This window comes from Kitasatospora sp. NPDC059599 (assembly GCF_042735125.1).
In the GTDB taxonomy this organism is placed as follows: domain Bacteria; phylum Actinomycetota; class Actinomycetes; order Streptomycetales; family Streptomycetaceae; genus Kitasatospora.
The window spans coordinates 1-23,308 of record NZ_JBHWCL010000007.1; the positions used below are offsets into that span (position 1 = coordinate 1).

Sequence of the window (23,308 nt, forward strand, 5' to 3'; positions counted from 1 at the left end):
ACGGACGACCGGACGGAGGGGCCCGCGCCCCCGGCCGGGCCGGGGGCACCGGGCACGGCGGCGGGGACGGGCGCAACGGTGGGGACGGACGGCACCGAGCGGACCGCGCGCAGGTGCGGGGTCGCGGTGGGCAGGGGCAGGGTGGCCGTGGAGGAAGAAGACATGGTGTGCCGCTCATTTCGCGCGTGACGGACGGGGTGGGTCGTCTGCGCGTCGACCGGGCGTACTACCGGGGCTGGACCGGACGGAACCGGGTCAGCGGGCGGAGGGCCGGGACGCGCTGGGCGAGCCCGGACACGTCTGATCGAACAGGTGCGGCTGCCGGGACGGCCAGAACGGTTCGAGGTCGTGGCGGCCCCGCCGGCTGTCCACGGCGCGGCCCGCGCGCCCGTTCCACCGTCCGGTCCGGCCGTCACCCGCGCACGCCCCGGGGGCCGCAACGGTCGTTCGAGTACGGCCGACGACGGCGGGGGAAGGTCTGAGGCAGACGATGTTCACTGGTGTTCTCTCCGCTGGGCGGGTCCGGTTGGTCGGCCGCGGCACGCCGGACGGCGGTCCGCTACGGCCTGGTCGACGGGATCTGCGGTGCGTCGGGCGGCGGCCGGTGAGCCGGGAGCGCCGGGGACGTACCGGGACGGGACGGGCCGGTCAGCGACAACACGCGCTACAGACCAGCGCGTGGTCGATGTAGCGGCGGACGGTGAGCACCGGAACGGCGGCGCCCGAGCGGGCGGAGCCGGGTGCGAGGGGTCCGGGCACGGTGGTGACGGCGAGTCGTCGGCCGACGGTCATCTGCTGCCCTCCCCCTCGTTCTGCGTGTGGCGTCGCGCCGTCGTCGGCACGCGCCGGCGGTGCCCGCCGGATCGTCGAAGGCCGTCCGCCGGTCGGCAACGCCCGTGTGAACGGAGCGTTTCCGGCTCCCCCGACGGCACGGCCGGGCGGCCCTCGTCCACAGAGCCTTCCACGGCCGGGCCGGTCTAGGCAACCTTCCGCCCACCGATCGTCCGGGATGCGGACGGCCGGATGGGACGGCGGTCCGGGCGCGACACCGCCGCAGCCCTCACCCGAGACTCCCTCAGGCCCCGGCGGGGCGCGGGGAAACCCGGAGATCCCGCGAGGCCGGGCGCCCGGGCGGACGCCCCGTCAGGCTCGGGCGGGGGCGCGGTGGCGTCGCGCCGCGGCGTGCTCGACGAGGGCGACGAGCAGGTCCTTGCCGTCCTCCCGCAGCCGCGCGTCGCAGAGCAGGACCGGGATGCCCGGGTCGAGGTCGAGTGCGTCCCGCACCTCGTCCGGGGAGAACCGCTCGGTGCCCTCGAAGCAGTTCACCGCGACCACGAACGGCATGCCGCGCTGCTCGAAGAAGTCGACCGACGGGAAGCAGTCGGCCAGCCGACGGGTGTCGGCGATCACCACGGCGCCGAGCGCGCCGCGCGCCAACTCGTCCCAGACGAACCAGAACCGGTCCTGCCCGGGCGTGCCGAACAGGTAGAGCGCGAGGCCGGTCCGCAGGTCGATCCGGCCGAAGTCCATCGCGACCGTGGTGGTGCGCTTCGCCTCCACGCCCGAGGTGTCGTCCACCGGGCGGCCCAGCTCGCTGAGCTCCTCCTCGGTGCGCAGCGGTCGGATCTCGCTGACCGAGCCGACCAGGGTGGTCTTGCCCGCACCGAAACCGCCCGCGACCAGGATCTTCACCGCGACGGCCGGACCGCCGCGCCACTGCGGGTCGTTGGCGTTCGCCGGGTGGGACGCGGCACCGTCCGGGCGGAGGTGGTGGTCAGAGCGCACGGAGTCCATTGATCACGTCTCGCAGCAGGCGCTCGTCCGGCAGCTCGGCGAGCGGAACGGGTCGGGTGACGCTGATCAGGTCGGCGTCGTAGAGGTCGCCGAGCAGCACCCGCACCACGCTGACCGGCAGGTCGGTGAAGGAGCCGAGTTCGGCGACGGAGAGCGGCTCGCTGCGGCACAGGGACAGCAGCGTCTGGTGCTCCGGGTCGAGGACGTGCGCGGGCACGGCCCCCGCGTCCGGCCCGGGCTCGACGGCGGTGACCAGCGAGATCAGGTCGAACAGACCCTCCTCGACCGGCCGGGTGCGGCCGCGGGTCATCGAGTAGAGGCGCACCACCGGACCGGCCTCGTCGTCGAACCAGCGGTCGTCGACCGGGGTGCGGGGCCGGAACAGGTCGACGTCGGGCCCGTCCGGGTCCACCGGCTCCGTGCCCACCGACTCCGGGTCCACCCGAGCGTCCGCAGGTGCGCCCGCAGGACCGGCCGCCGGGGCGTCCGCGGGACCGTCCGCGCCCTGGGACGCGGCCACGCCGGCCGGCGCGCCGGCCTCTGTCGACGCGTTCGCATCGGCAGGCGCGGTCGCACCGGCCGGCCCGTCCGTGCCCACCGGCACCTCCGGGCCGTCCGGCACGTCCGCCTTGGGATCCGCCATCGGACCGCTCATCTCCCCGGCGGGGCGATTTCGGTGCGCGGCTCGGCGGCCATGTGCTCGCCGACCCGCTTGACCAGCAGGGCCATCTCGTAGGCGATCTGGCCGATGTCGGCCTCGGCGTCGCTCAGCACGGCCAGGCAGCTGCCGTCACCGGCGGCCGTGATGAACAGGAACGCCTCGTCCAGCTCGATCATGGTCTGCCGGACGCCGCCGACCTTGAAGTGCGCGCCGGCCCCCTTGGCCAGGCTGTGGAACCCGGCCGCGACGGCGGCCAGGTGCTCGGCGTCCTCGCGGTCGAGGTCGCGGGAGGCGCCGGTGGCCAGGCCGTCGCTGGAGAGGATCACCGCGTGCCGCAGGGCCGCGACGCGCCCCACGAGGTCGTCCAGGAGCCAGGTGAGGTCCCCGGACGGCTGCGTCGAAGTGGTCATGAATCAGTTCCTTCCGCTGGAGCGGGTGGTGCAGGTGATGCGGGTCGTACGGGTGGTTCCGGTCGTGTGGGTGGTGCGGGTACGACGGGTGATGCTGACGGTACTGGTGATCCGGGGCCCGGTGTGCGGCGGACCGGCGGACCGGGCTGCTGCCGGCGCGCGAGCGGTGCCCGTCCGGTGTCCGAGGGCGCGGGCAACGCCGCCGGGGCGGGTGCCGGGGCGATCGCCCGGCGGGACATGTCCGGCGGCTGCCAGACCGGGACGACGGTGACGCGACCGCGCGGCGCGCCCTCGCGGGCCTCCGGCTTGCCGTCGCGCCCCTTCGTCGAGCCGTCACGGCCCTTCGTCGATCCGTCACGGCCCTCGACGGCGCCGGTGCGGTCCGCCGGGGTGGTGGCACCGCGTCCCCGGGTGTAGCCGCGCTGGAACGAGGTGAAGGTCGCCCGGGCCTCCTCGGGCGAGCGCTCCCGCACCTCCCGGGCGTCCGGGTCGGTGCCCGCGCCCCGGTCCGGCCCTTCCGGGCCGCCCGCGCTGCGGAATCGTTCCTTCAGCTGGTCCGCGCGCTGCTCCCTGAGCTGCGGCGCCAGGTTCGCCTGCCGGACCCGGCGCGGCAGTCCGCCCGCCGTCCGGGGCGCGGCGGCCACCGGTGGCGCCGCGGCGGCCTCGACGGTCGCAGCAGTGGCCTCGGCGGTCGCGGCGGTCTCAGCTGCGGTCGCGGTGGTCTCAGCGGCCGCACCGGACCCGGTGGCCGCCGCGGCCTCGAAGGCCTCCGCGGCTGCGGCCAGCACCACGTCCTCCCGCCGGTGCCGCCCCGTCCCCGGCGTCTCCCCGGCGTCCGCGTCGGGCGCGGGGACCAGGACCGGCCCGCCCTTGGTCCGCGAGGCCCGACGCGGCAGACCGCCCGCTGTGCGCCCCACCTCGGGCACGGAGGGCCGGGGCCCGCCCGTCCCCCGGTGCCGGCCGCCGACTCCGTCGCCGGCTACGGACGAGGAACCGGAGGAGGACGAGGAACCGGAGGAGGACCGGGACGGCCCTCCGGACGAGGATCCGACCGACGCCACGGACCCGACGCCGCCCCGGACACCCGCTCCCGCTCCCGTCCCCGGCACCGCGACCAGGTCCCGCTGCCCGCGCCGGTCGGAGCCCACCGGCCGCCGGCCGGCTGCGGTCGGCTCCGGCAGCCCGTCCGGCGCCTCCGCCAGCAGCTCGCGCGGAATCAGCACCACCGCCGTCGTCCCGCCGTACGGGGACGGCCGCAGGTGCACCCGGATGCCGTGCCGCCGGGCCAGCCGGCTGACCACGAACAGGCCCAGCCGGTCGGTGTCGGCGAGGTCGAACTCCTGCTCCACGGAGAGGCGTTCGTTGATCTCGGCGAGCAGTTGCTCGCTCAGCCCGAGCCCGCGGTCGTCGATCTCCAGCGCGAAGCCGTGCGCCACCACCTCACCCTGGACGGTGACCTGGGTGGTCGGCGGGGAGAACACCGCGGCGTTCTCGACGAGCTCGGCGATCAGGTGGGTGACGTCCGCGACGGCGCTGCCGAGCAGGCCGGTGCCGGGGAACGGTCGGACGGCCACCCGGGCGTAGTCCTCGACCTCGCCGACCGCCGCCCGGACCACGTCCACCATCCGGACCGGCTTGCGCCAGGCGCGCCCGGGCGAGCCGCCCGCGAGGATGATCAGACCCTCGGCGTGCCGGCGCATGCGGGTGGTGAGGTGGTCGACCTTGAAGAGGTCCGCCAGCTCCGTCGGGTCCTCGGTGCGGCGCTCCATGGTGTCGAGCAGGGTGAGCTGACGGTGCAGCAGCACCTGGCTGCGCCGGGCCAGGTTGACGAACACGGCCGAGACGCCGCGCCGCAGTTCGGCCTGTTCGACGGCGGCCTCGACGGCGGCCCGCTGGACCGCGTTGAAGGCCTGGCCGACCTGGCCGATCTCGGCGTCACCGAAGTGCAGTTCGGGCGCCTCGGTGGCCACGTCCACCGGCTCGCCGCGGCGCAGCCGCAGCATGACGGAGGGCAGCCGGGAGCCGGCCAGCTCGTTGGCCGCGTTGCGCAGGCCGATCAGCTCGCGGGCCAGGCCACGCCCGATCCGGAACGAGATCAGGATCGACAGCACGACCGCGACCAGGCCGATCGCACCGGCGATGCCGCCGCGCCAGAGCATCCCGATCGCCGCGGACCGCGTGCGGTCGTCGAGCCCGGCGGCGATCCGGCTGTTGATCGAGGCGAGGTCGCCGAGCGCCCGGTCGGCGGTCTCCCGCCAGGAGTCGCCGTTGAGCGCCTGGACGACCCGGTCGGGGCCGCCGGCGCCGACGAAGTCCGCCTCGGCGCGGGCCAGCGCGCCCCAGGCCTCACCGCTGCGCAGCGCGATGTAGTCGGACTGGTCGGCGGGTTCGAGCTCGGCGACGTAGACGGTGTACAGCGCCTGCTGGTTGTGCAGGGCGTCCAGCGCGACCTGGTACTGCTCGGCGGTGGGCTTGGCGGCGCCCGAGCGCAGGCCCTCCATGGCCGCGTCCTCCTGCGACAGGTACTCGCGGGCGCGCGCCAGCTCGATCAGGATGGTTCCCTGGCGCGGAAGTTGGCCGGTCTGCCGGGCGACGTAGGCGGACCGGAAGCCGAACACCGGCTTGACCAGGTCGCTGTACTGGCCCAGCGCGAACTCCCAGTTCAGCGCGGTCCGGCCGACCTGGGACCGCAGCGGGCCGATCTGGTCGGCGGCGGCGATGATCTGCACGAAGCGGCCGCGCTGGGAGGTGGAGAGCTTGGCGGCCGAGCCGTCCTTCATCTGCCGCAGCACGGCGAGGCTGTGGTCGGTGACGGTCTTGGCGTGCTCGTAGGCGTCCCTGGCCACGGGCGAGCGCGGGTCGGCCAGGCGCTGGACGGCGGCACGGCGCTCGTTCTGCAGGTCGGTGGCGTACTGGTCGACCGGGCCCGCGAACTCCTTGTACGTACGGCTGATCCTCAACTGGTTCCAGACGTCCCCGGTGGTGGCGATGGTCGCGTACACCCACAGGGCGGTGAGCGCGACGATGGGCACCAGGAGCAGCGCGATGATCTTCGCGCGGATCGAGCTGCTGCGCAGACGCATGGAGTCCTCGGTCGGGAAGTGCCAGGCGCGGACGGGGAGGGTGGGGGTCGTGGAAGCGGTGGCGCGCCGGGAGGGGTGGGGCACGGCGGGGACGGTAAGGAGGGATACGGAGGGGGCTCCCGGCCACGGGTCTGCGCGACTCTACTACGCCCTGACCACTCGTTCGAGGGTCGAATCGATCCACATCTCCAGCTTGCCCCGCACACGTCAGAAACCGGTCGCGATCTCCTCCACTTCGCGCCCGGATCATCCGCAGACGTCCGGTTTTTCGCCCGCTCCGCGCTCCGGCCCTCGCCCGACACCCTCGCCGTACCCTTTCCCGGCTCTTCCCGGGTCTACCCCGAGTCGGCCTCCGCCTCCCCTCGCGGCACACCCCGACCCCGACCCCGACCCCGACCCCGACCCCGACCCCGACCCCGACCCCGACCCGCCACCGTCGCTCCCCCGTCGCTCCCCCGCTTCCCTTCCGCCCCTCGCCGACGCCGTCCCGCCTCCCCCCGCCTCCCCCCGCCTCCCCGATCGCGACACCCTCCGACCGGACCCGTGCCGATCTCGTCGCGTCACCGTCACAACCCTGGGAAGTGACCGGGCGATCCGATAGTTTCGCTCCACCCGCACAACCGGGCGCCGCCGCCCCGGCGGCCGGACGGCGGGCCGGGCCGGCGGAAGCGCCGGGGAGACGCGAACTGGGGAGGAACGTGCGCGAGTTCACCACCCCCGCGCCGGCCGTTCCGGAGGCCACCGGAGGACTCGCCGACTCCCTCTACGACACCGCCGAGCGCGCCCCCGACCTGGTCCAGCTGTCCTGGCGGACCGCCGACGGCCGGTGGCAGGACGTCACCGCCCGGGAGTTCCGGGACCAGGTGCTCGCCCTCGCGAAGGGCCTGCTCACCCACGGCGTCCGCTACGGCGACCGGGTCGCCCTGATGTCCCGGACCCGCTACGAGTGGACGCTCTTCGACTACGCGCTCTGGTCCATCGGCGCGATCACCGTCCCGGTCTACCCCACGGCCGCCGCCGAGCAGGTGCGCTGGATCCTCGCCGAGACCCAGGCGGTGGCCTGCCTGGTCGAGGACGAGGACGCCGCGATGACCGTCGGCGCGGTCTGCGACGCGCTGCCCGACCTCACCGGCATCTGGCAGCTGGACCGCGACTGCGTCGCCGCGATCACCGAGGACGGTCGGGGCGTACCCGACTCCCTGGTGCACCGCCAGCGCCTCGGCGTCGCCGCCGAGAACATCGCCACCGTCGTCTACACCTCGGGCACCACCGGCCGCCCCAAGGGCTGCCTCCTCACCCACGCCAACCTGGCCTCCGAGGCCGACTCACTGCTCGCCGGCTGGGGCGACGTCCTGCGCGACACCGGCGGCAGCCAGCCCGGCACCCTGCTGTTCCTGCCGCTCGCCCACGTCTACGGGCGGGCGGTGCAGATCGCGGCGATCCGCGCCGGCTTCCGGATCGGCCACGTCCCCGAGGTCTCCACCGACGCGCTGCTGCCCGCCCTGGAGACCTTCCGGCCGACCTTCCTGCACGCCGTCCCGTACGTCTTCGAGAAGATCTTCCAGCAGGCCCGGCGCGCCGCCGAGGACTCCGGACGCGGCGAACTCTTCGAGCAGGCCCGGCAGGTGGCGGTCGACTGGGCCGCCGCCCGGGAACAGAAGGCCTTCGGGCGCGGCCCCGGACCGGGCGCCGCGCTCCGGCTGCGCCACCTCGCGTACGAGCGGACCGTCTACCCGAAGCTGCGCGCGGTGCTCGGCGGCCGGGTCCGCAGCGTGATGTGCGGGGGCTCCTCGCTCCGGCGCGAACTGGGCCAGTTCTTCACCGGCGCCGGGCTGCAGCTGTTCGAGGGGTACGGGCTCACCGAGACCTCCGCGGCGATCACGGCCAACCCGACCGGGCGGCAGAAGCTCGGCACGGTCGGGCAGCCGGTGCCGGGCGCGTCGGTGGCGATCGCCGACGACGGCGAGGTGTGGGTGTGCGGCGGCTCGGTCTTCGGCGGCTACCTCAACCACCCGCGGTGCACCGCCGAGTCGCTGGTCGACGGCTGGTTCGCGACGGGCGACCTGGGCCGGCTGGACGAGGACGGCTACCTCACCATCACCGGCCGCAAGAAGGACCTGATCGTCACCAGCAGCGGCAAGAACCTCGCGCCGTCGGGCCTGGAGGACCGGGTCGCGGCGCACCCGCTGGTCTCCCAGTGCCTGGTGGTGGGCGACGACCGCCCGTACGTGGCCGCACTGATCACGCTCGACCAACCGGCGCTGTCGCACTGGCTGAAGACCCGCGGACGGGAGCAGCTGGACGCCTGGGCGGTGCTCGCGGACGAGGACCTGCACACCGAGATCCAGCGCGCCGTGGCGGCGGCGAACACGGCGGTCTCCCGGGCCGAGTCGATCCGCGCGTTCCGGCTGCTGCCGCGGGAGTTCAGCCAGGAGCAGGGACTGCTGACCCCCTCGCTCAAGCTGCGCCGAACGGCCATCGCGGAGTACTACGCGGAGGACATCGAGGAGCTGTACCTCACCTGATCGGCATGCACCGCAGGCGTTCTGACGGTTCGTCCCGTTCGGTGCGGCGCGGGCTCGACGGCCGTCCGGTTCACCTGCCGTTCCCTTGACGGGCCGATTGGTCCAGTCCATTGTTTCTCTTCGGTCCGCGTGCGGCGCACCGCCACCCCCTCTGCTCACACGCCTCCTTCACCCACGCCCTCCGCCCTCCCGTCCCTCCGGGAGCGCCCGGGCCACCACGGTTCCGACCCTGTCACCCGATTCCGCTCACGCCCTCCCCACGGGCGTCACCCCCACACGCTGGAGTCCTCACGTGTCGATGTCCACGCGCCTGTCCGCACTGGCCGCCTCCGTCGCACTGCTCACCGCCTTCGCCGTCCCGGCGGCCTCCGCCCGCACGGCGCCGTCAGCCGCGAGCACGTCCGCCGTGAGCACGTCCGCCGCCGCGCCCGCCCCGGCGGCCACGACCCCTGCCGCGACCGTCAACCTGGCGACCAACCCCGGGTTCGAGGTGCCCGCGCCGAGCCTCGCCGACTGGGGCAGCATCCCCGGTTGGACCTGCACCGGCGGTCCGGCCGAGGCCGCCCTCACCACCACCGCCCCGCACTCCGGCACCTCCGCCCTGACCGTCACCCCCGCGACCGCCGACTCCACCGGCGAGTGCACCCAGACCGTCGCCGTCCAGCCCGGCACCACCTACACCGCCTCCGCCTGGGTCCGCGGCGCCTTCGTCCACCTGGGCGCCACCGGCACCGGCAACGACCTCCCGCCCGCCTGGACGGAAAGCACCGGCGGCGGCTGGCAACGGCTGACCACCCGCTTCACCACCGGCCCCACCGCGCGCACCATCCGGCTGTACGTGCACGGCTGGTACCAGCAGGGCCCGTTCTCGGTCGACGACGTCCGGGTCGACGGCCCCGCGCCCGCCCCGGCAGTGGCGACGGGCTCGATCCCCACCACCGACAAGGTCGTCTTCTTCACCGTGGACGACGGCTGGCAGCGCACCCCGGAGGCGGAACAGTTCATCGCCGACCACCACCTGCCCGTCACCGCCTTCCCGCTGCCGATGCCGGCGGGCACCGACCCGGCCTTCTTCCGGCGGGTCACCGCCGTGCCCGGCTCCTCCGTCCAGGACCACACGGTCTCCCACTCCGACCTCAGCAAGCTCCCCCTGGACCAGCAGCAGGTCGAGATCTGCGACGCCCGCGACGCCATGACCCGCCTCTTCGGCACCACACCGGCGGTCGTCCGCCCGCCGTACTTCGCCTCGAACGCCGACACCCTGCAAGCCGCCGCCAACTGCGGCATCCGCACCGTGCTCACCGCCGACGCCGACTTCAGCTGGGGCGCCGCCGACATCTGGCACCCGGGCCCGCTGCAGCCGGGCGACGTCATCATCATGCACTGGACCGACACCCTGGCCACCGACCTGCAGCGCGCCCTGGCCGCCGCCGACGCCGCCGGCCTCAGGCCCGCCGGCCTGGTCGACTACCTGCGCTGAGGACCTCGCACGCCCGTCCGCGACCGCCCCTGCCGGGCGGTCGCCCGGCCGTCCCCGGCGGGCACTCACTCGGCCGTCCCGCTCGGGCAGTCACTCGGCATCGTCCTGAGCGATCCCGCTCGTTGACAGTCCGCCCGCTGCATCGCTCTCATGAGGCGGTGCAGCGCGGCGCCGGCCACAGAGAAGTGGGCCGGCCGGTGGCCGAGCGAACACGCTTCCGAAGGGACGATGCGCGATGAGCACCCTCTCGCCGCCCTGATCTGACGCCGGGCGGTCACCCGCGGTATCCGCGAGCACGACGCGCCGACCCCGAACGTCACCGCGTGTGGCCGCGCCTCCCCCTGCCTACGGAGACCCACCACACACCCATGCCCCGTCCTTCGACCTGAACGTCATCGAGGAGTTCCGCACCAACAGCGGACGGGTCGGCGGCCCGTTCGAGGGCGGCGACCTGCTGCTGACCACCACCGGCGCCCGGTCCGGGCGGCCGCACACCGGGCCGCTCGGCTACGTCCGGGCGAATGGGCTGCTCCTGCTCGTCGCCTCGGCCGCCGGGGCCGCCGGGGCGCCGGAGCACCGGAGCACCGGAGCACCGGAGCACCGGAGCACCGGAGCACCCGCAGTGGTACCGCAACCTGCCGACCCACCCGGTGGTCCGGGGCGAACTCGGCACCGACACCTTCGACGCGATCGCCGTACCCGCCGAGGGCGAGCGCCGACAACGGCCGTTCGCCGCCGTCGCCCGGAAGGCCCCAGGGTACGGCGACTACCAGGCGCACACCGAACGCGAGTTGCCGGTCGTCGTCCTGGAGGGAGAACATCCCGGGGCACCTCCGGCAACGCCCCCCGCGGCGGAGCACCGGCGGTGCGCACCCTCGCCGACAAGCTGCCGGAGGCGCACACCTGGCTGCGCGCGCAGCTGCGCCACATCCGGGAGCAGGCGCACGCCCACCTCCCCGGCCGACCGGCCGGGCTCGGACCGCAGCTTCGGCACCACTGCCTGGCGTTCTGCGACGGGCCGACCCACCACCACACCGGCGAGGACACCGCCACCTTCCCGGCCCTCGCACGCAACCACCCCGACCTGGGCGACGTGCTCGCCCGGCTCGACGAACAGCATCGGGCCATCGGACGGATCAAGGAGGAGCTGGTGGCCCTGCTCGCCGGCATCGAGGTCACCGAACCCGAGCGGCTCCACGCGGAGCCGAACCGGATGATGTCGGCCGAACTGGAGGCGCACCTCGATCTGGAGGAGGCGGAGTTGTTGCCGGTCCTCGCCGGCATCCCCTTCCCGCCGACCGGGCGGAGCCAGGTCCTGTCCGGCCGATCTTGGCGTCGCGGGCCCAGCAGGATCGGCCGGACAGGGCGTAGGCCGGCCTGGGCGGCCGGGGACGACCGGGCCCGCCCGACCGGTTGCCGGAAACGGCGTTGCCGCCGTCCCCTCCCCGTGCCTCTGGAGGGGGCGGCGGCACCCGCGGCAGGACGGCGTCGGAGACCGACGCGACCCGTCAGGACTGCGAGAAGACCGGGAGGTAGCCGCCCGCCTGGCCGGAGGCCTTCGGGTGGTAGCTCTCGTCGATCGGCAGGGTGGTGCTGTTCAGCCAGGTGGTGAGGCTGCCGCAGATCTCGTGGCCGGTGAAGATGCTGCGGACGTCGCCGAAGGTGAAGCCGGCGTTGGCGGCGCGCTTGGCGAGGACGCCGTCCAGGGTGTCGGCGGCACCGTTGATGGCGGCGCGCTTGGTGTCACCGATGCCGAAGACGCAGTCACCGCCGACCTTGTAGATGTGCGGGTAGCCCATGACCACGACGTGGGCGTTCGGCGACTTGGACTTGATGGCGGAGTACACCTGGTCCAGCTGGGCGGGCAGGGTGTTGAGCGCGTAGTTCTTGGCCGTGTTGACGGCGTTGAGGCACGCGCTGTCGGAGCCCAGGACACAGGTCTGCATGGTGTCGGCGAAGCCGGCGTCGTTGCCGCCGACCGAGATGCTGACCAGCGTGGTGCCGGAGTCCAGGGCCGAGATCTGGCTGTTCAGGATGTCGCCGGTGCGGGCGCCCGAACAGGCGACGAACTTGAAGGAGGACGGCGAGTGCGCGTTCTTCCACAGGTACGCGTACGCGTTGGTGCTGCGCTTGCAGCTGCCGCTGTCGCTCAGGTAGCTGCCGGCGCCGACACCGGCGGAGTACGAGTCGCCGAGGGCCACGTAGTTGACGCCGGCCGCATTGGCGGACGAGGCGGCGAAGAGCGTCGTCATGGTGAGGCCTGCCGCAATCGCGGCGATGGACAGGGCACGGGCGGGGCGGAGCATGACACCTCCAGGGTGGGGGGGAGTGGGGGGTCGTGGCGTGGGTCACAGAAGTGATACCAGGCGGTAGGGGAACCCGGAAGCGCTCATGCCAAGGCAATTGACGGATCGTCTGATAGCAGAGAGGTGAACTGCCGCCGACGGTAAGTGAGTTCACACTGGTCAATGGGGGTGCGCTTTGACGCGCGTAGTACTGCGCGCGTAGACCGGCAACTTGCGTCCGTTAAGGCAGGGGTAAACCTGGAGTCGTTGTCCGACCATCGTTGAGTCAGTTTCGACAGCGGTCGGCCGTCGAGGCGAGGGCGCGGCGACGGGCACGAGGAGACCGCGGCGGGCGCGAAAGGGCCGCCGCGAGCGCGCACAGGTGCGACCGGACCCGGCCGGGCGCCGGCGCGAGCCTCCCCCGGCGCCGAACGCGCGAAATGCCCCGAACCAGCGGAAGGCACGGAACGCACAGAACTCATGGAACACACGGAACGCACGGAACACCGGGAATGCGCGGAACACCCCGAACACCCGGGGCACCCCGGGCACCCCGAAGACGCAGAAGGCACGGAACACTGAACGCGCGGAGCACGCGGAGGACACGAACCGTCAGGACATCGGCATCACCGAGGACTCGGGAGCGGCCGGTCGCCTCCCGGACCCGGTCCGGTCAGCCCCGCGCGCCCGAGTGACCGCCGCCCGGGTACACGGTGCCCGGCGAGACCGTGCAGCCCTCGACCGGCAGTTCCTCGATCGCCTCGTTCGCGGCGGCGGGCACGCCGAGCCAGCGGACGGCGGTGGCGACCGCCGCCCGGGCCTGGCGCAGCCCTGGCGCGCCCCAGCCCAGCAGCTCGACGGCGAGCCCCGGCGCGACCAGCAGCCGCCGGTAGTGCCGGCCCGAGGCCGGGTCGGCCGCGCTCGGCCCGACCGCCCGCAGCACCGCCGCCATCCGGACGCGCGCGCACTCGTGCCCGCCGTTCGCCGAACCGACCCGGTCGTAGAGGTAGCCGAGGTAGTACGGCCGGCCGATCGCCGCCTGCGCCTCCTCGGCGGCCTCCCTGGCCAGGGCCGCCGCAGGGTCGCCGGCGTCCTCCGGCTCCAGCGAGCCGCCGGGCAGCGAGCAGATCCCGTCCCTGGGGTTCACCAGGGTCAGCACCCGCCCGTCGGGGGCGAACAGCCACCCCCAGGACTGCTTGACCGGCAGCCCGTCCGGCACTTGCTCGCCCGGCCGCCACGGCCAGCCCGCCGTCGGACGCCGCCGTACCTTCCCGAGCAGGTCGGCGATCTCCGCGCTGTACTCGATCGGACTCATGCTCTCGCCTCGCGGCGTTCGGCGGGGCCTTCGACCGGGCCGGTGGAACCGCCGGTCGGCAGGGAGGAGGCGCCGGTCGACCGGGAGGAACCGCCGGTCGCCCACGTGAAGGCGCCGGTCGGCCCGGCGGGGGCATCGGCGGAGAAGCCCGCGCAGGCCTCGACCGTGGCGTCCGCCTGCGCGCACCCCCCGGCACCGGGCTCGCTCCGCTCGCTCATGCGTCCCCCTCTCGCTGTCGGGCTCGCCGGACCGGCGGTGCGCGGAGGGGACCTGCGGGGCGCGGTACGGAGCTGAGCGGCCGGAGCGGCGGCGTGGGGTACCGCGCGCTCCTGCTGTTGATCTTCTCCGAATCTTCCCCGAACAGGCGGTCGATGAACAGTCCCCAGCGCCGCATGGTGGATGCGGAGGCGGTGGACGCCGTGATCATCCCAGCGGCCCACCCCCTTCCCGGGGCCCCGGGAAGGGGGGCAGCGGGAACCCGGGCCGCGGGTCGACGCCCGGCGGGAACGGCAGCCCGCGCGCGGCATCGTCGGCGAGTTCGTCGAACACCTCGTGCGCGGTCATCGGCCGCAACCGCCCGTCGACCAGCGCCCACCCGCGTACCGGCGGCCGGACCGGCGCGTCACCGTCCGGACCGCCCTCCAGCCCGCCGAGCTGCGCGCCGGCCCGGCCGCCCGACGACGGATCGCCGTGCAGCAGCAGCGCCCCTGCCCCGCCGGAGGCCACGCCCGCCGCCAGCGTGACGCAGAACGCCTCGGTGTCCCGCCCCGCGGGGTACAGCTGCCCCTCCTCCACGTACACGTCCACCGCCGAGGTGAGCTCCTCGCCGTCCTCGGGACCGTGGCAGCGCAACGTCAGCAGGTGGCAGCCCTCCCCGGCCCCCTCGGCCAGGGCCAGGTAGACCGACGTCACGTACCGCATCACCGCCGCCATCCGGCGCTGCCCGGCCGGGTCGTCCCCGACCGCGTCCAGCAGGGCCGCGCAGGCCACGGACATCCGCACCCGCGCCCGGTGGTCGTCCATCAGCACGGGCAGCAGCTCGACCAGCCGCTCCCCCGCGTAGACGAACGGCTCCCCGGCCAACTCGGGATCACCGGCGTAGGCGACCCGGGCCGCGGGCATCCGCGGGTCGAGGCCGAGCGCCTCGCAGTAGTCCTCGAAGTCGTTCGCCTCCAGGACCCGCAGGTGCACCTCCAGGCCCTGCCGGTGCAGGGCCGTCAGCTGCTCCTCCGCCCGCCGCAGGTACTCCTGGTGGCCGAGCCCGCCGAACAGCCCGTACCGCGCGAGCCCGGCGAAGTCCCCGGCCGCGACGGCCAGCGCCACCGCGACCGGCTGCGGCGGCGCGCCCCGGGCCGGCCCGCCGCGCCGTGCCCGCGCACCACCCCCTCCCGTGTGCCCGCCGGGCGGCCGCCCGCCCCCGGGCGGCGCGGCCCCGCCGGGCCCGCCGCCCGGCGCCCCGCCGACCCCGCTCCCCCGCTTGCCGCCGGCCAGCACCAACACCCGTCGGCGCCCCCGCGACGTCCGCGCGCCCGCAGCGCACACCACCCCGCACACCAGCTCCCGCACCGCAGCCATGGCTCCTCCTGCTTCTCGCTCGTCCGACACCCGACGGCGCCGGCCGCCCCGGACGACGGGCCGCCGACGTCGAGGAACATACACAGAGCCACTGACAATGCACCCCTGGTAATCGAACGCCGGGTCGGGAACGCCCCCCGGGCGGCCGGTCGGACGGGTCCCCGGCACGACGGCGGACCGGTCGGCGGACCGCCGGCCCCCGGTACGGGTGAGACGCATGCCTCCGCGGATCCGGGCGGGATTGTCAGTGCCGCGCGTTAGGGTCGGGGACCATGCGACTGCTGCATACCTCCGACTGGCACCTCGGGCGTTCGTTCCACCGGGAGAGCCTGCACGACGCCCAACGGGCCTTCCTGGACCACCTGGTGGACGTGGTCCGGGCCGAGCGCGTGGACGCCGTGCTCGTCGCCGGGGACGTGTACGACCGGGCCCTGCCGGGGCTGGAGGCGGTCGCGATGTTCGACGACGTCCTGCACCGGCTGGCGGACCTCGGCGTGCCGACGGTGTTCATCAGCGGCAACCACGACTCGGCCCGCCGCCTCGGGGTCGGGGCGGGCCTGATCGGCCGCGCGGGGATCCACCTGCGGACGGATCCCGGCGAGTGCGCCAGCCCGGTGGTGCTGGCGGACGAGCACGGGCCGGTCGCGGTGTACGGCCTGCCGTACCTGGAGCCGACGCTGGTGCGCGAGCGGTTCGGGCTGTCGAAGGGCGGGCACGCCGCGGTGCTCGGGGCCGCCATGGCGGAGGTCCGGGCCGACCTGGCGGCGCGCCCGGCCGGCACCCGCGCGGTGGTGCTGGCGCACGCCTTCGTCACCGGCGGAGCACCGAGCGACAGCGAGCGGGACATCGCGGTCGGCGGCGTCGCCGCCGTGCCCGCCTCGGTCTTCGACGGGGTGCACTACGTCGCGCTCGGCCACCTGCACGGCTGCCAGACGCTCGCCCCGCACCTGCGCTACAGCGGCTCCCCGCTCGCCTACTCCTTCTCCGAGGTGCGCCAGCGCAAGAGCATGTGGCTGGTCGACCTCGCGGCCGACGGATCGGTGGCCGCCGAGCGCGTCCCCTGCCCCGAGCCGCGCCCCCTGGCCACCCTGCGCGACACCCTCCAGGCCCTGCTCACCGACGAGGCGTACACCGAGCACGAGCAGTCCTGGGTGCAGGCCACGCTCACCGACGCCGCCCGGCCGGGCGAGCCGATGGAGAAGCTGCGCCGCCGCTTCCCGCACACCCTGCAGCTGCTCTTCGACCCCGAGGAGTCGGACACCGAGCCCTCCTCGTCGTACGCCGCGCGGGTGAGCGGCCGGGACGACCTGGAGATCGCCGAGGGCTTCCTGCGGCACGTCCGCCCCGGCGCCGAGCCGGAGCCGGACGAGCTCGGCTGGCTGCGCGAGGGCTTCGAGCGCGTCCGGGAGACCACCGACCGGAAGGCGGACCTGCCCCGATGAGGCTGCACCGGCTCACCGTCACCGCCTTCGGCCCGTTCGCGGGCTCCGAGACGGTCGACTTCGACGCGCTCGCCTCCGGCGGGCTGTTCCTGCTGCGCGGCCCGACGGGTGCCGGCAAGAGCAGCGTGCTGGACGCGGTCTGCTTCGCCCTGTACGGGGAGACGCCGGGCGCCCGCCGGGCCGTGCGGCTGCGCAGCGACCACGCCGACCCGGCACGGCTGACCGAGGTCCGGCTGGAGCTGACCCTCGGCGGACGGCGGCTGCAGATCACCCGCCTGCCGGAGCAGCGCCGGCCGAAGAAGGTGGGCAGCGGGACGACGGTCGAGCGGGCGCAGACCCTGCTGCGCGAATGGGTCGCCGACTCCGGCGACGGCTCGCCGGGCTGGCGGGGGCTCAGCAAGTCGCACCAGGAGGTCGGGGAGGAGGTCCTCCGGCTGATCGGCATGAACCGGGAGCAGTTCTGCCAGGTGGTGCTGCTGCCGCAGGGCGACTTCGCCCACTTCCTCAAGGCCGACTCGGAGGAGCGCGGCAAGCTGCTGCGGCGACTGTTCGACACCGAGCGGTACCGGCTCGTCGAGGACTGGCTGGCCGAGCAGCGGCGCACCCAGGAGGCAGCGGTCCAGGCGGGTCGGCGCCGACTGCGCGATCTCGCCAGCAAGGCCGAGCAGGCGGCCGGCCCGGACGCCGAGCCCGCCGAGGGCTGGGTCCCGGCCGAGGACGCCTCCGCCGGGCTGACCGCCGGGGTGCTCGGCTGGGCCGCGGTCCTGCGCAGCGGCGCGGCCGAGCAGCTCGCCGTGGCGGAGTCGGCGCTCGCGGGCGCCGGGGACGCGCACGGTGCGTCCCAGCGGCGCCGCGAGGAGGCCGAGGAGCTGGCCGGGCGGCAGCGCCGGTACCGCGCGGCGCTGGCCGAGGCCGAGCGGCTCGCCGGTTTCGAGCCCGCCGCGGCGCGGGACCGGCAGCGGCTGGCCGCCGCACAGGGGGCCGTCGGGGTGGAGTCCGCACTGCGGCTGCGGGACGGCGCGACCGAGGCGCTCCGGCGCGCGCGGACGACGGAGCAGCGACACCGCGAGGCGTTGGCCGCCGCGCCCGGCGAGGAGGGCCGGCGGCTCCACGGGGCCGGCGCGGCCGAGCTGGCCGAGGCCGAGCTGCGGCTGCGGGCCGAGGTGGTCCGGCTGGAGGCGGCCCGCACGGAGGAGCGGCGCTGCGCCGAACTCGCCCGGGAGCAGCGCTCCCTGACGGTGGACCGGAGTTCCGCCGAGGCGCTGGCCGAGGAGGCCGAGGACTGGCTGGCCGAGTTCGAGGGCGAGCTGCACCGCCTGGAGGAGGAACACTCCCGGGCCCGGGCCGCGACCGCCAGGGTCGAGCAACTGGACGGGCAGCGTGCCGAGTTGACCACCCGCCTGGACGCGGCGCGGGAGCGCGACGGCCTGCGCGCCGAGATCGCGGCGGCCGAACCGCGGGTCGTCGGGCTGCGTGCCGCCGCGCTGGACGCCCGCGAGCACGGTCTGGACCTGCGGGACCGGCGACTGGCGGGCATGGCCGCCGAACTGGCCGAACAGCTGCTGACCGGCGAGGCCTGCCGGGTCTGCGGCTCGCCCGAGCACCCGGCCCCCGCCGAAGCGGCGCCCGGCAGCCGGGTCGGCGCCGAGGACGAGGAGCGGGCCCGTCGCGCCCAGGCCGTCGCCGACCAGGCCTGGACGGAGGCCGACCAGGCGCTCACCGCCCTGCGGGTGCGCGAGGCCGCGGCCGCCGGCGCGGCCGGGCCGGACGGCGCCGAGGCGCTCGCTCGGGCCCTCACCGAGCTGGAGCACGAGCACCGCGGGGCCCGGCACACGGCGGAGGCGCTCGGCCGGGTCGAGCAGGAGATCGCCCGGCTGTCGCGGGACCGCACCCGCCGGGGCGACGAACTGCACGAGGCCAGGGAGCGCGCCGCCGTCCTCACCGACCGGCTGCTGAAGCTCGGCACCGAACAGGAGGCACTGACCGCCCGGGTGGCGGCCGCCCGGGGGGAGGCGGCCTCGGTCGCCGACCGGGCTGCGGCCCTCACCCGGCTCGCCGAGCAGGTCGCCGCCGCGGCAACGGCCGCACGGGCCCACACCGAGGCGGCGGGCCGACTCGACGAAGCCGAGGGCGAACTGGGCAAGACCGCCGCCGCAGCGGGTTTCCCGGACGCCGCGGCCGCGCTGGCGGTGCTGCTGCCGCGCGAGGAACGCGACCGGCTGGAGGACCGGCTGGAGCGGCACCGCGCCGAGACCGCCGCCGTCCGGCACGAACTGGACCTCCCGGAGCTGGCCGAGGCCGCGACCCGTCCGCCGGTCGACCTGCCCGCCGCCGGGGCCGCGCTCCGCGCCGCGACCGACCGGCTCGGGCAGGCGCACGCCGCTCAGGCCGCGGCCCGCGAACGCTGCGGCGCACTGGCCGAGATCGGGCGGCAGCTGGCCGGGCTCGCCGCCGAGCTGGCCCCGGCGCTGGACCGGTACGGGCGGATCAACCGGCTCGCCACGCTGGCCGCCGGCACCTCCGCCGAGAACCGGCTGCGGATGCGCCTGGAGTCGTACGTGCTGGCGGCCCGGCTGGAGCAGGTCGCGGCGGCGGCCAGCGACCGGCTGGTCCGGATGTCCGGCGGGCGCTACACCCTGGTCCACAGTGACGACCGGGGCACCGGCACCAGGCGCTCGGGCCTGGCCCTGCGGGTGGTGGACGCCTGGACGGGCACCGAGCGGGACACCGCGACCCTGTCCGGCGGCGAGAGCTTCTTCGCCTCGCTCTCCCTCGCCCTGGGCCTGGCCGACGTGGTGACCGACGAGGCGGGCGGCATGCCGCTGGACACCCTGTTCATCGACGAGGGCTTCGGCACGCTCGACGAGCAGTCGCTGGAGGAGGTGATGGACGTCCTCGACGGCCTGCGCGAACGGGACCGCGCGGTCGGCATCGTCAGTCACGTCGCCGATCTGCGCAGCCGCATCCCGGCCCAACTGCTGGTCCGCAAGGGGCGGCGCGGCTCGACGCTGGCCCTGGCCGGGCGGGAGGACGCGTAACGCGCGTGGCTCGACCAGGGGCGACTCGACCAGGGGCGGCTCGACCGGGGCGGTGTCAGCCCGAGCAGGCGATCCGCTGTGCCTGCTGCCAGGCGCACACCGGGCAGAGCGTGCTGCCCGGCTGGTCGGCGGACAGCTCGGTCGGCTCGCCGCACAGCACGCAGTCGGCGCGGGGCCCGGACGCCGCCGGGTCGTGCCGCAGCGCCGCCTCGGCGCCGCCGTCGGGGGCGAGTTCGCAGACCACCGTGGGCTCGTTCGTCGCGTTGTCGCTCATGCTGCCTTCCTACTCCGACGCTCCGCCCCGCCGCAAGACGGCCCCGGTGGTGGCCCCGTCGGCGGCACCGTTCCTGTTCCCGGCCCCGGCCCCGCTCCCGCTCCCGCTCCCGCTCCCGCTCCCGCTCCCGCTCCCGCTCCCGGCCGACTCGATCATGGTGGCGACCCCGTCCAGCAGCGGCTTCAGCCCGAAGGCGAAGAGCGCGTCCAGGTCCAGGTCGTAGCCGTCACCGAGGCTGCCGGTCGTCCGCGCGAACACGGGGTGGCGCTCGCCGGTGACGATCGCCGTGAGGGCCGGTCCCTGACGGTCCATCCACTGGTCCTCGGTGAGACCGGTGCTCGCCTCGGCCTGCGCCGCCCGCTCCAGGTGGACGGCGATCCCCTGGACGTAGCTGTAGAGCAGGACGTGCAGGTCGAGCATCGTCGCGGCGTCGAGGCCGTGGCCGTCGAGTGCGGAGAGCGCCCACTCGGCGTGGTCCAACAGGGCGGGCAGCATCAGCGGGCGGGTGAGCACGCCGACCTGGGCGAGCCACGGATGGCGCCGGTAGATCCGCCACAGCGTGTGCGCACCGAGTTCCAGCCGCGCCCGCCAGTCCCCCGGCGGCCCGGCCGGGTACGACTCCTCCCCGAACGCGGCATCCGCCATCAGCAGCACCAGGTCGTCCTTGCTCGGGACGTACCGGTAGGGAGACATCGCGGCGACACCGAGCCGGGCCGCGACGCTGCGCATGGAGAGTGCGGCGAGCCCCTCTCGGTCGGCGATCTCCAGGGCGGCCCGGACGATCCGCTCCGCGGTGAGTTCGACGGACGGCCCGGGAGTGGACGGCCCGGGAGTGGACGGTTCAGCGGGCGTCGGAACGCGTGCACCCACCGCGGTGCCGGGCCGCGCAGCGGTGGCGGGAGCAGGGCCAGGTTCAGGGCCAGGGGAAGGGGCGGGGGCGGCTGCCACCACGGTGCCCACCCGGGGCCGGGTCTCGACCAGCCCCTCCAGCCGCAGCGTGGTGAGCACCTTGGTGGCCGTGGCCAACGCGACGTGCCACTCGCGGGCGATCCGCCGGGTCGAGGGCACCCGATCGCCCGGCGCGAGGGTGCCCTCGGCGATCCGCGCGGCGATCTCGTCGGCGATGCGCCGGTACGGCGGGGCGGACCCGGGGGTGGCGGATCCGGGGACGGTGGCAAGCCCGGGAACGGCGGTCCCGGGGGTGGCATGCGTGCGGCTGGCTCCGACTCGCTCGTGTGACACGGATCTCCTTCTGCGACGCCCGGAACTGTACTAGCTCAGACGCTACCAGGAGAGCTTCCCCGAAACCCCTGGCTGCACTAGTTCAGAAGCGGAGAAACCGCACTTGGCGGGCCTGCATGTACGCCGTACATTCAGCGTCGCGTACAACGTACGGACCAGCGCGCGACACCGCGCGCGGACGAACAGCGAGGAGCGACCCATGAAGACCGTACTCATCTCCGGCGGCGGCATCGCCGGCACCGCGCTCGCCGCACTGCTGAGCTGCCGGGGCTTCGCCCCCACGGTGGTCGAGCACGCCCCCGCACTGCGCGGCGGCGGACAGGCCGTCGACATCCGGGGCGCCGCACTGGAAGTGGCCGGGCGGCTGGGCGTGCTGGCACAGGCCCGCGCCCACCGGACCCGGATGCGGGGCATGTCCGTCCTGGACGGCGACGGCCGGGAGGTCCACCGCTCCACCGAGAGCACGTTCAGCAGCGGGCGGCTCGACAGCGACGACATCGAGCTGCTGCGCGACGACCTCGTCCGGATCCTGCACGAACGGGCGATCGCCGAAGGGAACACCCGGTTCCTGTTCGGCGACGGCGTCACGGCACTCGACCAGGACGAGGACGGCGTCCGGGTCCACTTCGAGCACGCCGCACCCCACCGGTACGACCTGGTCGTGGGCGCCGACGGCCTGCACTCCGCCGTGCGCCGGCTGACCTTCGGACCCGAGGAGCACTTCGCCCACCACCTCGGCATGCACCTGGCGATCTTCAGCGCGGACAACTTCCTCGGCCTGGAGGACTGGCAGCTGTGGCTGCGCGACGGCGAGGCCGGCTACGGCGTCTACCCGGTGCGGGACAACACCGAGCTGCGGATCACCTTCGGCTTCGGCGGCGAGCCGCTGCCGCACGGCCGACGCGGTCCGGAATCGCAGAAGGCGGTCGTCGCCGAGCGGATGGCGGCACTGCGCTGGGAAACCCCGAGGCTGCTGAAGGCACTGGCCGAGGCACCCGACTTCTACTGCGACACGATGACCCGGATCCGGATGGACCGCTGGTCGCACGGCCGGGTCGTCCTGCTCGGGGACGCGGGCTACTGCGCCTCCCCGCTGTCGGGCCAGGGCACCAGCCTCGCCCTCGTCGGCGCCCACGTCCTCGCCGACGCCCTCGCCCGCTCCGACGGCGACCACCGGGCCGCCTTCGCCTCGTACGAGGAACGGCTGCGCCCGTTCGTCGAGCTCAACCAGGCCCTGGCGACCGAGAATCCGGGCGGGCCGGCCGCCGAGGAGTCGGTGGAGCGGGCCAAGAGCGCGATCTCGCTCGACGGCTGACCGGCGCGGTCGAACGGTGGGCGACGCGGGCGGCGGGCAAGCGGCCCCGACAACCGGGCACGGGCACGGACCCGACGAACAGATGTCAGAAGACGTTCGCTGAACTCTGTCATCTGAACCCTGTTCGCTGAACGTTGTTCGCCGAGCCCCGCCCGTCGGCCTCCGGCGCCCCGTGGGCCCGCAGCCCCCCGCAACCCCCGGCAGTCCCCCGGCAACCCCGGGCAGCCCGCCGACCGGGCGGTCCCGGGCGGCGGCTACCGTGGCCGGCATGGCCACCGACCTCCACCGCCGCCTGCTTGCCGCCCGCGCCACCGCACCCTCGTACGCCGAGGTGGGGGCGACCAGGGGCGGGCGGCTGCCGGACGGCTACGCGCACCTGCGGCGCCGGATACACCTCGGGCGCGGGCCGGAGGTGCTGCAGCGGGCCGGGCGGTACGTGCGCGACTGGGGAAGCCAGACGGGCACCGGTTTCGCCGTCCACCCCGGCGGCCCGGCCCGGGACGGCGACACGGTGCTGCTGCGGCTGAGCCTGCCGGGCAGCCGGTGGCCACGGCTGGTGATCCCCTGCCGGGTCGTGTGGACGACGGACGAGCCGGACCGGGTCGGGTTCGCCTACGGAACGCTCCCCGGCCACCCGGAGTGCGGCGAGGAGGCGTTCCTGGTGTCGATGGACGCCGACGGCGAGGTGTGGTTCGAAGTCACCGCGTTCTCCCGGCTGTCCGCCTGGTACGCACGCCTGGGCCGCCCGGTCGCGCTGCTCTGCCAGCACCTGGCGATCGAGCGCTACCTGGCGGCGGTGGCCGCCCACGTCGGCCGGTAGCCGGTATCCGGTATCCGCGTCCGGCAGCCTGCACCCTGCAGCCGCCGGG

17 protein-coding genes and 3 pseudogenes are annotated in these 23,308 nt (G+C 75.0%); 9 read left to right on the forward strand and 11 right to left on the reverse strand.

The genetic code is table 11. The annotated features are described in order from the left end of the window. Positions 1 to 648: 648 nt before the first annotated feature. From ACFV04_RS04055 to ACFV04_RS04075, 5 genes are all read right to left on the reverse strand, one after another. Positions 649 to 792 carry a hypothetical protein gene (locus tag ACFV04_RS04055; RefSeq protein ID WP_380340146.1) on the reverse strand — a complete coding sequence of 48 codons (144 nt, stop codon included), beginning with the start codon at positions 790 to 792 and terminating at the stop codon, positions 649 to 651. A gap of 351 nt (positions 793 to 1,143) precedes the next feature. Beyond that, positions 1,144 to 1,794 carry an ATP/GTP-binding protein gene (locus ACFV04_RS04060; protein WP_380526640.1) on the reverse strand — a complete coding sequence of 217 codons (651 nt, stop codon included), beginning with the start codon at positions 1,792 to 1,794 and terminating at the stop codon, positions 1,144 to 1,146. After that, positions 1,775 to 2,104: a DUF742 domain-containing protein gene (locus tag ACFV04_RS04065; protein WP_380340292.1), complete on the reverse strand. Its 330-nt coding sequence runs from the start codon at positions 2,102 to 2,104 to the stop codon at positions 1,775 to 1,777. Before ACFV04_RS04065 ends, ACFV04_RS04060 begins: the two co-directional genes overlap by 20 nt. 341 nt (positions 2,105 to 2,445) lie before the next feature. After that, positions 2,446 to 2,865: a roadblock/LC7 domain-containing protein gene (locus ACFV04_RS04070; protein WP_360250324.1), complete on the reverse strand. Its 420-nt coding sequence runs from the start codon at positions 2,863 to 2,865 to the stop codon at positions 2,446 to 2,448. After that, the gene (locus ACFV04_RS04075; RefSeq protein ID WP_380526641.1) at positions 2,862 to 6,032 is read right to left on the reverse strand and encodes a nitrate- and nitrite sensing domain-containing protein; all 3,171 of its coding nucleotides are present in this window, start codon (positions 6,030 to 6,032) and stop codon (positions 2,862 to 2,864) included. Before ACFV04_RS04075 ends, ACFV04_RS04070 begins: the two co-directional genes overlap by 4 nt. 614 nt (positions 6,033 to 6,646) lie before the next feature. Between ACFV04_RS04075 and ACFV04_RS04080 the strand changes: the two genes are divergently transcribed. The 5 genes and pseudogenes from ACFV04_RS04080 to ACFV04_RS04100 all read left to right on the forward strand — a co-directional run. After that, on the forward strand, positions 6,647 to 8,473 hold the full coding sequence (locus ACFV04_RS04080; RefSeq protein ID WP_380340139.1) for an AMP-dependent synthetase/ligase: 1,827 nt from the start codon (positions 6,647 to 6,649) through the stop codon (positions 8,471 to 8,473). Positions 8,474 to 8,771: 298 nt separating this feature from the next. Further along, positions 8,772 to 9,953, forward strand: coding sequence for a polysaccharide deacetylase family protein (locus ACFV04_RS04085; protein WP_380340289.1), 1,182 nt, complete (start codon positions 8,772 to 8,774; stop codon positions 9,951 to 9,953). Between the two features lie 325 nt (positions 9,954 to 10,278). Beyond that, positions 10,279 to 10,491, forward strand: a pseudogene (locus tag ACFV04_RS04090) (nitroreductase/quinone reductase family protein); the annotation flags it as partial. Further along, positions 10,475 to 10,705 (forward strand): annotated as a pseudogene (locus ACFV04_RS04095) (nitroreductase/quinone reductase family protein); the annotation flags it as partial. The pseudogenes ACFV04_RS04090 and ACFV04_RS04095, both read left to right, overlap by 17 nt. A 137-nt stretch (positions 10,706 to 10,842) precedes the next feature. After that, positions 10,843 to 11,565 (forward strand): annotated as a pseudogene (locus ACFV04_RS04100) (hemerythrin domain-containing protein); the annotation flags it as partial. Here the strand turns inward: ACFV04_RS04100 and ACFV04_RS04105 are convergent. The 4 genes from ACFV04_RS04105 to ACFV04_RS04120 all read right to left on the reverse strand — a co-directional run bounded on the left by ACFV04_RS04105 (position 11,462) and on the right by ACFV04_RS04120 (position 15,128). Beyond that, positions 11,462 to 12,259 (reverse strand): SGNH/GDSL hydrolase family protein, encoded by a 798-nt coding sequence (locus ACFV04_RS04105; RefSeq protein ID WP_360250333.1) that lies wholly within the window; start codon positions 12,257 to 12,259, stop codon positions 11,462 to 11,464. The pseudogene ACFV04_RS04100 and the gene ACFV04_RS04105 overlap by 104 nt on opposite strands. A gap of 652 nt (positions 12,260 to 12,911) precedes the next feature. Next, positions 12,912 to 13,553, reverse strand: coding sequence for a hypothetical protein (locus tag ACFV04_RS04110; protein ID WP_360250336.1), 642 nt, complete (start codon positions 13,551 to 13,553; stop codon positions 12,912 to 12,914). After that, positions 13,550 to 13,771 (reverse strand): hypothetical protein, encoded by a 222-nt coding sequence (locus tag ACFV04_RS04115; RefSeq protein ID WP_380340132.1) that lies wholly within the window; start codon positions 13,769 to 13,771, stop codon positions 13,550 to 13,552. The genes ACFV04_RS04110 and ACFV04_RS04115 overlap by 4 nt, the downstream gene beginning before the upstream one ends. A gap of 205 nt (positions 13,772 to 13,976) precedes the next feature. Continuing rightward, positions 13,977 to 15,128 carry a hypothetical protein gene (locus tag ACFV04_RS04120; RefSeq protein WP_380526643.1) on the reverse strand — a complete coding sequence of 384 codons (1,152 nt, stop codon included), beginning with the start codon at positions 15,126 to 15,128 and terminating at the stop codon, positions 13,977 to 13,979. A 272-nt stretch (positions 15,129 to 15,400) separates the two neighbouring features. Between ACFV04_RS04120 and ACFV04_RS04125 the strand changes: the two genes are divergently transcribed. Together ACFV04_RS04125 and ACFV04_RS04130 are read left to right on the forward strand one after the other, a co-directional pair. Then, entirely contained in the window at positions 15,401 to 16,570 is a 1,170-nt protein-coding gene (locus ACFV04_RS04125) for an exonuclease SbcCD subunit D (protein ID WP_380526645.1), read from the forward strand. Further along, positions 16,567 to 19,608, forward strand: coding sequence for an AAA family ATPase (locus ACFV04_RS04130; RefSeq protein ID WP_380526647.1), 3,042 nt, complete (start codon positions 16,567 to 16,569; stop codon positions 19,606 to 19,608). The genes ACFV04_RS04125 and ACFV04_RS04130 overlap by 4 nt, the downstream gene beginning before the upstream one ends. A 55-nt stretch (positions 19,609 to 19,663) precedes the next feature. Here ACFV04_RS04130 and ACFV04_RS04135 read toward each other — a convergent pair whose 3' ends face one another. After that, entirely contained in the window at positions 19,664 to 19,882 is a 219-nt protein-coding gene (locus tag ACFV04_RS04135) for a hypothetical protein (protein WP_380340121.1), read from the reverse strand. A 9-nt stretch (positions 19,883 to 19,891) separates the two neighbouring features. Then, positions 19,892 to 21,007: a TetR/AcrR family transcriptional regulator C-terminal domain-containing protein gene (locus ACFV04_RS04140; RefSeq protein ID WP_380526762.1), complete on the reverse strand. Its 1,116-nt coding sequence runs from the start codon at positions 21,005 to 21,007 to the stop codon at positions 19,892 to 19,894. 316 nt (positions 21,008 to 21,323) lie between these two features. On the opposite strand from ACFV04_RS04140, the gene ACFV04_RS04145 reads away from it, so the two are divergent. Then, positions 21,324 to 22,439, forward strand: coding sequence for an FAD-dependent monooxygenase (locus ACFV04_RS04145; protein WP_380526649.1), 1,116 nt, complete (start codon positions 21,324 to 21,326; stop codon positions 22,437 to 22,439). Positions 22,440 to 22,707: 268 nt separating this feature from the next. Next, positions 22,708 to 23,259 carry a DUF1990 family protein gene (locus tag ACFV04_RS04150; RefSeq protein ID WP_380340115.1) on the forward strand — a complete coding sequence of 184 codons (552 nt, stop codon included), beginning with the start codon at positions 22,708 to 22,710 and terminating at the stop codon, positions 23,257 to 23,259. The last annotated feature ends 49 nt before the right edge of the window (positions 23,260 to 23,308 follow it).

What these genes read in the sequence shown, in the direction of transcription:
- ACFV04_RS04055 (WP_380340146.1), bottom strand. Translation starts at nt 792, where the DNA reads ATGACCGTCGGCCGACGACTCGCCGTCACCACCGTGCCCGGACCCCTC.
- ACFV04_RS04060 (WP_380526640.1), bottom strand. Translation starts at nt 1,794, where the DNA reads ATGGACTCCGTGCGCTCTGACCACCACCTCCGCCCGGACGGTGCCGCG.
- ACFV04_RS04065 (WP_380340292.1), bottom strand. Translation starts at nt 2,104, where the DNA reads ATGACCCGCGGCCGCACCCGGCCGGTCGAGGAGGGTCTGTTCGACCTG.
- ACFV04_RS04070 (WP_360250324.1), bottom strand. Translation starts at nt 2,865, where the DNA reads ATGACCACTTCGACGCAGCCGTCCGGGGACCTCACCTGGCTCCTGGAC.
- ACFV04_RS04085 (WP_380340289.1), top strand. Translation starts at nt 8,772, where the DNA reads ATGTCCACGCGCCTGTCCGCACTGGCCGCCTCCGTCGCACTGCTCACC.
- ACFV04_RS04105 (WP_360250333.1), bottom strand. Translation starts at nt 12,259, where the DNA reads ATGCTCCGCCCCGCCCGTGCCCTGTCCATCGCCGCGATTGCGGCAGGC.
- ACFV04_RS04110 (WP_360250336.1), bottom strand. Translation starts at nt 13,553, where the DNA reads ATGAGTCCGATCGAGTACAGCGCGGAGATCGCCGACCTGCTCGGGAAG.
- ACFV04_RS04115 (WP_380340132.1), bottom strand. Translation starts at nt 13,771, where the DNA reads ATGAGCGAGCGGAGCGAGCCCGGTGCCGGGGGGTGCGCGCAGGCGGAC.
- ACFV04_RS04120 (WP_380526643.1), bottom strand. Translation starts at nt 15,128, where the DNA reads ATGGCTGCGGTGCGGGAGCTGGTGTGCGGGGTGGTGTGCGCTGCGGGC.
- ACFV04_RS04125 (WP_380526645.1), top strand. Translation starts at nt 15,401, where the DNA reads ATGCGACTGCTGCATACCTCCGACTGGCACCTCGGGCGTTCGTTCCAC.
- ACFV04_RS04130 (WP_380526647.1), top strand. Translation starts at nt 16,567, where the DNA reads ATGAGGCTGCACCGGCTCACCGTCACCGCCTTCGGCCCGTTCGCGGGC.
- ACFV04_RS04135 (WP_380340121.1), bottom strand. Translation starts at nt 19,882, where the DNA reads ATGAGCGACAACGCGACGAACGAGCCCACGGTGGTCTGCGAACTCGCC.
- ACFV04_RS04145 (WP_380526649.1), top strand. Translation starts at nt 21,324, where the DNA reads ATGAAGACCGTACTCATCTCCGGCGGCGGCATCGCCGGCACCGCGCTC.
- ACFV04_RS04150 (WP_380340115.1), top strand. Translation starts at nt 22,708, where the DNA reads ATGGCCACCGACCTCCACCGCCGCCTGCTTGCCGCCCGCGCCACCGCA.